The organism is Zavarzinia sp., from assembly GCF_049306435.1.
In the GTDB taxonomy this organism is placed as follows: Bacteria; Pseudomonadota; Alphaproteobacteria; order Zavarziniales; family Zavarziniaceae; genus Zavarzinia.
On record NZ_JBAQRT010000095.1, the window covers coordinates 1 to 7,823 of the forward strand.

8 protein-coding genes are annotated in these 7,823 nt (G+C 69.3%); 2 read left to right on the forward strand and 6 right to left on the reverse strand.

Annotated features, from left to right (window positions below):
- Positions 1 to 1,371: ComEC/Rec2 family competence protein (locus tag WAZ62_RS04890; protein WP_422642399.1), on the forward strand; the 1,371-nt coding region annotated here is incomplete at its 5' end.
- On the opposite strand, the gene lexA is transcribed toward WAZ62_RS04890, so the two are convergent.
- The 6 genes from lexA to WAZ62_RS04920 form a co-directional block, all read right to left on the reverse strand.
- Positions 1,365 to 2,069 carry a transcriptional repressor LexA gene (gene lexA, locus WAZ62_RS04895; protein ID WP_422642400.1) on the reverse strand — a complete coding sequence of 235 codons (705 nt, stop codon included), beginning with the start codon at positions 2,067 to 2,069 and terminating at the stop codon, positions 1,365 to 1,367. The two genes, WAZ62_RS04890 and lexA, sit on opposite strands and share 7 nt — an antisense overlap.
- Before the next feature lie 79 nt (positions 2,070 to 2,148).
- Positions 2,149 to 3,099 (reverse strand): prolyl aminopeptidase, encoded by a 951-nt coding sequence (pip, locus tag WAZ62_RS04900; RefSeq protein ID WP_422642401.1) that lies wholly within the window; start codon positions 3,097 to 3,099, stop codon positions 2,149 to 2,151.
- A 12-nt stretch (positions 3,100 to 3,111) separates the two neighbouring features.
- Complete coding sequence (gene glp / locus WAZ62_RS04905) at positions 3,112 to 4,311, reverse strand: gephyrin-like molybdotransferase Glp (protein ID WP_422642402.1); 1,200 nt, start codon at positions 4,309 to 4,311, stop codon at positions 3,112 to 3,114.
- Positions 4,308 to 4,784 carry a cyclic pyranopterin monophosphate synthase MoaC gene (gene moaC, locus WAZ62_RS04910; RefSeq protein WP_422642403.1) on the reverse strand — a complete coding sequence of 159 codons (477 nt, stop codon included), beginning with the start codon at positions 4,782 to 4,784 and terminating at the stop codon, positions 4,308 to 4,310. The genes glp and moaC overlap by 4 nt, the downstream gene beginning before the upstream one ends.
- Before the next feature lie 133 nt (positions 4,785 to 4,917).
- Positions 4,918 to 5,718 (reverse strand): indole-3-glycerol phosphate synthase TrpC, encoded by an 801-nt coding sequence (gene trpC, locus WAZ62_RS04915; RefSeq protein ID WP_422642404.1) that lies wholly within the window; start codon positions 5,716 to 5,718, stop codon positions 4,918 to 4,920.
- The gene (locus WAZ62_RS04920; protein WP_422642405.1) at positions 5,715 to 7,340 is read right to left on the reverse strand and encodes a bifunctional anthranilate synthase component II/anthranilate phosphoribosyltransferase; all 1,626 of its coding nucleotides are present in this window, start codon (positions 7,338 to 7,340) and stop codon (positions 5,715 to 5,717) included. The genes trpC and WAZ62_RS04920 overlap by 4 nt, the downstream gene beginning before the upstream one ends.
- Positions 7,341 to 7,510: 170 nt before the next feature.
- On the opposite strand from WAZ62_RS04920, the gene WAZ62_RS04925 reads away from it, so the two are divergent.
- Positions 7,511 to 7,823, forward strand: a 313-nt coding sequence (locus WAZ62_RS04925; protein WP_422642406.1) for a hypothetical protein, incomplete at its 3' end; no start/stop codon positions are given.

A 7,823-nucleotide genomic window follows, 5' to 3' on the forward strand; every position in this document is an offset into this window, starting at 1 on the left:
CCCGAGGGCGGCATCGCCGCCGCCCTGATGCTGGGTCTGCGCGGCGCCGTGCCCGAGGCGGTGGAGGAGCGCTGGCGGGCCGCCGGCATCTCGCACATCCTGTCGATATCCGGCCTCCATATCGGTCTTGCCGCCGGCATCGTCCTGTTCGCGCTGCGCTTTCTGCTGGCGTCCATCGCGCCCCTGTCGCTGCGCCTGCCGGTGAAGAAATGGGCGGCGGCGGCAGCGATCCTCAGCGCGGGCGCCTATATGGTGGTCGCCGGGATGGATGTGCCGGCCCAGCGTTCCTTCATCATGACGGCGATCGTCCTTGTCGCCGTTCTCGTCGACCGGCTGGCGATCACGCTTCGGCTCGTCGCCATCGCCGCCGCCATCATCCTGCTGATCGAGCCGGAGAGCCTGTCCGCGCCCGGCTTCGGCATGTCCTTCGCATCGGTGACGGCCCTGGTCGCGGTTTACGAAGCGGCGCGTCCCCGGATCGCGGCCTGGCGCGCGGGCGGCGGCTGGTTTCGCCGGGGATGGCTCGCCCTTGGGGGAATTCTCGTTTCCAGCGTCATCGCCACGCTCGCGACCGCGCCCTTCGCCATCGCCCATTTCGGCCGTCTGTCGATCTATGGCCTTGTCGCCAATCTCCTGGCCATTCCCTTGACCGGCTTCGTCATCATGCCCGCCGCGGTGGCGACGGCCGCGCTCGCCCCCTTTGGTCTTGAAGCGCCGGCTCTGGCGGTCCTTGGTTTCGGCATCCGGCTGGTCGACGATCTGGCCCTGGCGATCGAGCCTTTGCCCGGCGCGGCCTTGGCCGTGCCCGCCATGGGGCAGGGCGCGCTCCTGCTTTTCGTGCTGGGCGGACTGTGCCTCTGTTTATGGCGAGGCGGCTTTCGTCTGTCCGGCTTGCCGCTGCTGGCCGCCGGCTGCGTGGTCTGGCTGGCGGGCGTCGGCGCCTCGCCCCGCCTGCTGATCCATGGCGAGGGGCGGGCGGTGGCGGCGCCGGTCGGCGGCCGTTTGCTGGCCCTGCCGCCGGCCAGTCCCCGCTTCGTGGTCGAGCAATGGGCGGAACGTCTTGGCTTGCCCGAGCCCGAGGTGCTGGCCGCCCGCGAAGCCTGCCGCAAGGGGATCTGCAGCCTGACCCTCGAGGGCGGGGATCAGGTGACGGTGGTTTCGGACAGGGCCGCGGCCGTGCCCGAATGCACGGCGGTCGTCATTCTGCTGCGGGAAACGGCCATCGATTGCCCGGCGCCGACCACGATCATCACCCGGACCCGGCTGTCCGGCAGCGGCGTTCTCGTGCTGACGGCAGATGGCCGTCTGGAGACGGCGGAAGCGGGACGGGGCCGGCGGCCCTGGACCCCGGGCTACCGGCCGGATCAGTGATAGCGGCGGAACAGGCCGACCAGCCGGCCCTGGACCTTCACCCGGTCCGGCCCGAAGATCCGGGTTTCATAGGCCGCGTTGGCGGGTTCGAGCGCGATCGCATTGCCCTTGCGGCGCAGGCGCTTCAGAGTCGCCTCGGCATCGTCGATCAGGGCGACGACGATGGTGCCGCTCTCCGCCGTATCGGTCTGACGGATGATGACGATGTCGCCATCGTTGATGCCGGCCTCGATCATCGAATCGCCCTGCACCTCGAGGGCATAATGCTCGCCCCGGCCCAGCATGGAGGCGGGCACGGTCACGCTGCGGGAATTGTCCGACAGGGCTTCGATCGGGGTGCCGGCGGCGATCTTGCCGTGCAGCGGCAGGGAAACGGCGGCCAGGCTCTCGTCGGTGCGGGCGGCGGGCAGGGGCGTGGTGAAGGTGCCGGTGATCACCTTGCCCTCGGAGGTCGCGATGCGCGGCGCGCGCGGCGCCTTGATCGGATCGGGCAGGCGCAGCACTTCGAGGGCGCGGGCGCGGTGCGCCAGACGGCGGATGAAGCCCCGCTCCTCCAGCGCCGTGATCAGGCGGTGGACACCCGATTTCGATTTCAGGTTCAGCGCATCCTTCATCTCGTCGAAGGACGGAGAGACACCCTTTTCCCGCAGACGGGCGTCGATAAAGACGAGCAATTCATATTGCTTCTTGGTCAGCACGTCTTCGCCCCCCCTCTGGAATCGTCATGGGAACATAAAAAGAACACCGCAGATGTTCTATTTTGGTTCCCGGCGCCCGTCAAGCCGACAGTTTCTTGAATTTCTCCCCGGCGGCGACGAGGGCGGCGCGGACGCCCGGCTCGAAGGCATTGTGGCCGGCGTCGGGCACGATCTGATAGGTCGCCTCGGGCCAGGCCTGGTGCAGATCGTCGGCCGAGCGGATCGGGCAGACCATGTCGTAACGGCCCTGTACGATCACCGTCGGAACATGGCGGATCCGGCCGACATCCTCGATCAGCTGGTTGGGGCGGAGGAAGCTGTCGTTCACGAAGTAATGCGCCTCGATGCGGGCCAGGCCGAGGGCGGTCACGTCATCCGCGAAGCCCTGCACCACGGCCGGGCTGGGCAGCAGGGTGGAGCAGGAGCCTTCATAGGTGCTCCAGCTGCGGGCGGCGGGCATGTGGATCGCGGGATCGGGATCGATCAGCCGGCGATGGTAGTTATTGAGAAGGTCGCCGCGCTCCGCTTCCGGCAGGAAACCGGCGAAGGCGCGCCAGTTTTCGGGGAAGACCTCCCTCATGCCATAGAGGAACCACTGGATCTCGCTGGGCCGGCACAGGAAGATGCCGCGCAGGATGAGACCGATCACCCGTTCGGGATGGCTTTCGGCATAGGCAAGGCCGAGGGTCGAGCCCCAGCTGCCGCCGAAGACGATCCAGCGGTCGATGCGCAGGTGCTCGCGCAGGTGTTCCATGTCGGCGACGAGATTCCGCGTCGTGTTGCCTTCGGTCGCCCCCAGCGGCTTGGAGCGGCCGGCGCCGCGCTGGTCGAAGACGACGATGCAATAGGTCTCGGGATCGAAGAAACGGCGGTGTACCGGCTTGGCGCCAGCCCCCGGCCCGCCGTGGACGAAGACGACCGGCAGGCCCCGAACATTGCCCGAGACCTCCCAATAGAGCGAATGGCCGTCGCCGGTGTCGAGGAAGCCCGACAGTACGGGATCGATCTCGGGATAGAGCTCGGTACGCATGATCAGCCTTCGTTACAGGTCGAGCAGAAGGGCATCGACGATGCCCCCGGCGTCGACGGCGGGAGCAAGGGGCGGGCGGACGATCAGGGCCTGCGCACCGGCGAATGCGCGCAGTTGCGAGGAATCCTGCACCGGCGCCGGCCGGGCCAGGGGAAAACCGTCCGTCGCCGGCTCGACGGTGGCACGGATATAATCCTGTCGGCGATCGTTTGCCCCGATCGCCGTGGCAAGGCGCATCGGCACGGTGACGGCTTCCCGGGGCGGCCGTCCGGACAGGCGATCGATCGCCGGGCCGAGGAAGAGCAGGGCGCAGACAAGCGCCGACACCGGATTGCCCGGCAGGCCGAGCAGGGGCGTCACGCCGAAGCGGCCGAACATCAGGGGCTTGCCCGGGCGCATGGCGATCTTCCAGAAATCGAGATCGGCGCCGCCCCCGGCGAGTACCCGGGCGACCAGATCATGATCGCCGACCGAAGCGCCGCCCAGGGTGACCAGAAGATCGGCATCGAGGGCGCCCGACGCCTTTTCGAGGATATCGTCCTCCCGGTCCCGGGCGATGCCGAGGTCGAGGGCGATGCCGCCTCTCTCGCGGATGAAGGCGATCACGGCCGGCCTCGCGGCATCGACGATCTGCGCCGCGCCGCGATGCGCCCCGGGCGGCACCAGTTCGTCGCCGGTCGCGAGGACGGCGACGCGCGGCCGCCGGACAACAGAAAGCTCGGCGACATCGGCCGCAGCCAGCAGGGCGATATCGCGAAAGCCGAGGGTCCGACCGGCGGGGAGCAATTCCTCGCCCGCCGAGAAGTCTAGGCCGAGGGGGCGGATGAACTGGCCGGGCCAGGTCTTCGCCGTCAGCGTCACCCGGCGGTCGCAGACGCTTGAATTTTCCTGGATGACCACGGCATTGGCGCCATCGGGAATGGGCGCGCCGGTGAAGATGCGCACCGCCTGACCGACGTCGACACGGCCGTGAAAGCCCTGTCCGGCCGGGGCTTCGCCGATGATGTCGAGCGCGACCGGGATTCCCGCGACATCCGCCGCCCGGACGGCCCAGCCATCCATGGCCGAAATCGGCACCGGCGGCTGGGTGCGGCGCGCGGTCACCGGCGCCGCCAGCACCCGGCCGTGGGCACCGGAAAGGGAAACGGTCTCCGTCGGCAGGGGCGAAAGCGCCGCGAGGATACGGGCGCGGGCCTCGTCAACCGGGATCATGGCGCGGTCCAGTCCCCGGATTTGCCGCCGGACTTGGCCAGCAGGCGAATGTCGGAAATGACGATGCCTTTGTCGGCGGCCTTGGCCATGTCGTAGATGGTCAGGGCGGCGATGCTGGCGGCGGTCAGGGCTTCCATCTCGACACCGGTCTTCGCCGTCGTCTTCGCCGTCGCGGTGATCGCGATGGTGCCGGCCCCGGCGTCGAGTTCGAATTCGATGCCGACGAAGGATACCGGCAGACCGTGGCACAGCGGAATCAGCGTGTCGACCCGCTTGGCCGCCATGATGCCGGCGATCCGCGCCGTCGCCAGCACATCGCCCTTGGGCAGGCCACCGGCGGCGACGAGGGCCAATACCTCGGGCGTCATGGAAACGAGGCCCCGGGCGGTGGCGCTGCGGGCAGTCTCGGCCTTGGCCGAGACATCGACCATGCTGGCCCGGCCCTGTTCGTCGATATGCGAGAGCGCGCTCACGCCGCGTCGCCCATCATGGCGCGGGCGGTGCGTTCGCCCCCCTCCTCACCCAACCCTCTCCTCCGGGGAGGAGAGGGCTTGTGTCTCCCTCGCCCCTTCGGGGAGAGGGCCGGGGTGAGGGGGAGGCCGCGCATCATGCCGCCTCGGTGCCGAGCAGGCGGCGGGTGGCGGCGGTTACATCCTGCTGGCGCATCAGGGATTCGCCGACGAGGAAGGTCTGGACCCCGACCCGCGCCAGACGCCGCAGGTCGGCATGGCTCTCCAGCCCGCTTTCGCCGACGCAGATGCGGTCGCGCGGCACGCGGGGCGCCAGGGTCTCGGCGGTGGCGAGATCGACCTGCAGGGTCTTCAGGTTGCGGTTGTTGATGCCGATCAGGCGGGACGGCAGCTTCAGGGCCCGGTCCAGCTCGTCGCCATCGTGCACTTCGATCAGGCTGTCCATGCCCCAGCCGTGGGCGGCATCCACAAGCTCGCGCGCCAGGCCGTCGTCGAGCGCGGCCATGATCACCAGAATGCAGTCGGCGCCCAGCGCCCGCGCTTCCGGCACCTGCCAGAGATCGACCATGAAATCCTTGCGCAGGGCGGGCAGGGACACCGCTTCCCGCGCCTCTGTCAGGAATGCGTGCTCGCCCTGGAAGGACGGCGTGTCGGTCAGCACCGAGAGGCAGGTGGCGCCGCCCGCCTCATAGGCGCGGGCGAGGCTGGCCGGATCGAAGTCGGCCCGGATCAGGCCCTTGGACGGGCTGGCCTTCTTCACTTCGGCGATCAGCGCGAAACGCTTGTCCTGATGGGCGGCGGTCAGCGCGCGGGCGAAACCCCGGGGCGCGCTGGCCGCGCGGGCGCGGGCCTCCAGATCGGCGAGGGAGGTCTTGGCCCTTGCGGCCGCCACTTCCTCGCGCTTGTAGGTGCAGATACGGGCGAGAGTGTCGCTCATGGCTTGTTCGAGACCTTGACCAGGGTTTCGACCGCTTTCTTCGCCCGGCCGTCGTCGATGCAACCCTGCGCCAGCACGACGCCCTCCTTCAGGCTCGCCACCTTGTCGGCGACCATCAGGCCGGCCGCGACATTGAGGCAGACGACATCGCGATAGGCATTCTTCACGCCGTCGAACAGCGCCCGCATGGCGAAAGTATTCGCCTGCGGATCGCCGCCCTTCAGTTCGGAGGCATCGACACGGGGCAGGCCCGCTTCCTCGGGCGTGATCTCGAATTCGCGGATCGTCCCGTCGGTGCCGAGTTCGGCGACATGGGTCGGCCCCGTGGTGGTGATCTCGTCGAGGCCGTCGCTGCCGTGGACGACCCAGGCCTTCTCGGTGCCGACGACCTTCAGCACCTCGGCGATCGGCCGCACCCAGGCGGGCGAGAACACGCCGAGCAACTGACGCTTCACCCCGGCGGGATTGGACAGCGGCCCCAGCAGGTTGAACAGGGTGCGGGTGCCGAGTTCGGTCCGCACCGGGCCGACGAAGCGCATGGCGCTGTGGTGGTTGGGCGCGAACATGAAGCCGATGCCGGCCCGGGCGATGCAGCGGGAGATATGCGCGGGATCGAGATCCAGCTTCACGCCGAGCCCCGCCAGCACCTCGGCCGAGCCGGAGCGGGAGGAGAGCGCGCGGTTGCCGTGCTTGGCGACGGGAACGCCGAGGCCGGCGAGGACGAAGCTGGTCGCGCTCGAGATGTTCCAGGTGCCGGCGCCGTCGCCGCCCGTGCCGCAGACGTCGATCGCGCCCGCGGGCGCCTCGACCTTCAGCATCTTGGCGCGCATGGTCTCGACCCCGGCGGCGAGTTCGTCCACCGTCTCGCCCCGGATTCGCAACGCCATCAGGAAGGCGCCGATCTGGGCGTTGCTGGCATCGCCCGACATCATCAGGTCGAAGGCATCGCGGGCCTTCTGGCGGGGCAGCGGGGCGCCGGTCGCGACTTCGGCCAGGATCGACTTGAAGGCGGTCGTCGTCGGCGCCCGCATCCGGCGCTGATTGCCGGGCAGGGCGTGGGCGAGGCTGAGGAAATTCTCCAGCAGCACCATGCCGTGTTCGCTGGCGATGCTCTCCGGGTGGAACTGCACGCCGTGCACCGGATGCACCCGGTGGGCGATGCCCATGGCGAGGCCATCCTCGGTCTCGGCCGTCACGTCGAGTTCTTCCGGCATGTTCTCGCGGGCGACGATCAGGCTGTGATAGCGGGTCGCCTTGAAGGGCGTGGGCAGGCCCTGGAACACCGACTTGTTGCGGTGATGAATCGGGCTGACCTTGCCGTGCAGCGGCTGCGGCGCGCGCTCGACGGTGCCGCCATAGGCCTGGCCGATGGTCTGATGGCCGAGGCAGACGCCGAGAATCGGGATCTTGTGGCCGAGGCGACGCACGACGTCGAGGCAGATGCCCGCGCGATCCGGGTCGCAGGGCCCGGGCGAGAGCACGATGGCGCGGGGCTTCTGGGCCTCCAGCTCGTCGACGGTGATCGCGTCGTTGCGCCAGACCTCGACCTTCGCCCCCAGCTCGCCCAGAAAGTGGTAGAGGTTGTAGGTAAAGCTGTCGTAGTTGTCGATCAGCGCAATCATCGGGCCTGTCCAGCATAGATACGGCCGCCGCAACCATCGCGGCGGGAAGCGCGATCCAACCGCCTGCCGTCGTCCTCGTCAAGGGCCGCAAGCGTCTGACTGCCCCACGGCATTGTCGACCGGCGCCAATCGTGGCCCTATCAATGCATCAATTCAGCGAATCGAAGGCAATGGCGAGCACCAGGGGCAAGGCAAAGCGGCCAGCGGGCCGGCGGAAGGGCAGCAGTCGGCGCCGTGGCGGCCTGCTGGGCCATCGGCTCGTCCGCCGGGCGATCGTCGCCGGCTGGGCAGTCGTCGTCGCCGTCGCCGTCGGCTTCCTGCTGATGCGGGCGATGGACGAGCGGATGCCGCCGGCCCATCAGATCGCCGCGCAGGCCCCGCCGTCCGAATCCCGGCCCGAGGTCGCGCCCCGGCCCTCATCGCCCGCGAATGCCATCGAAAGCGCACCCCGGGTGACCGCCCGGCCGGTGGACAGGCCGGCGG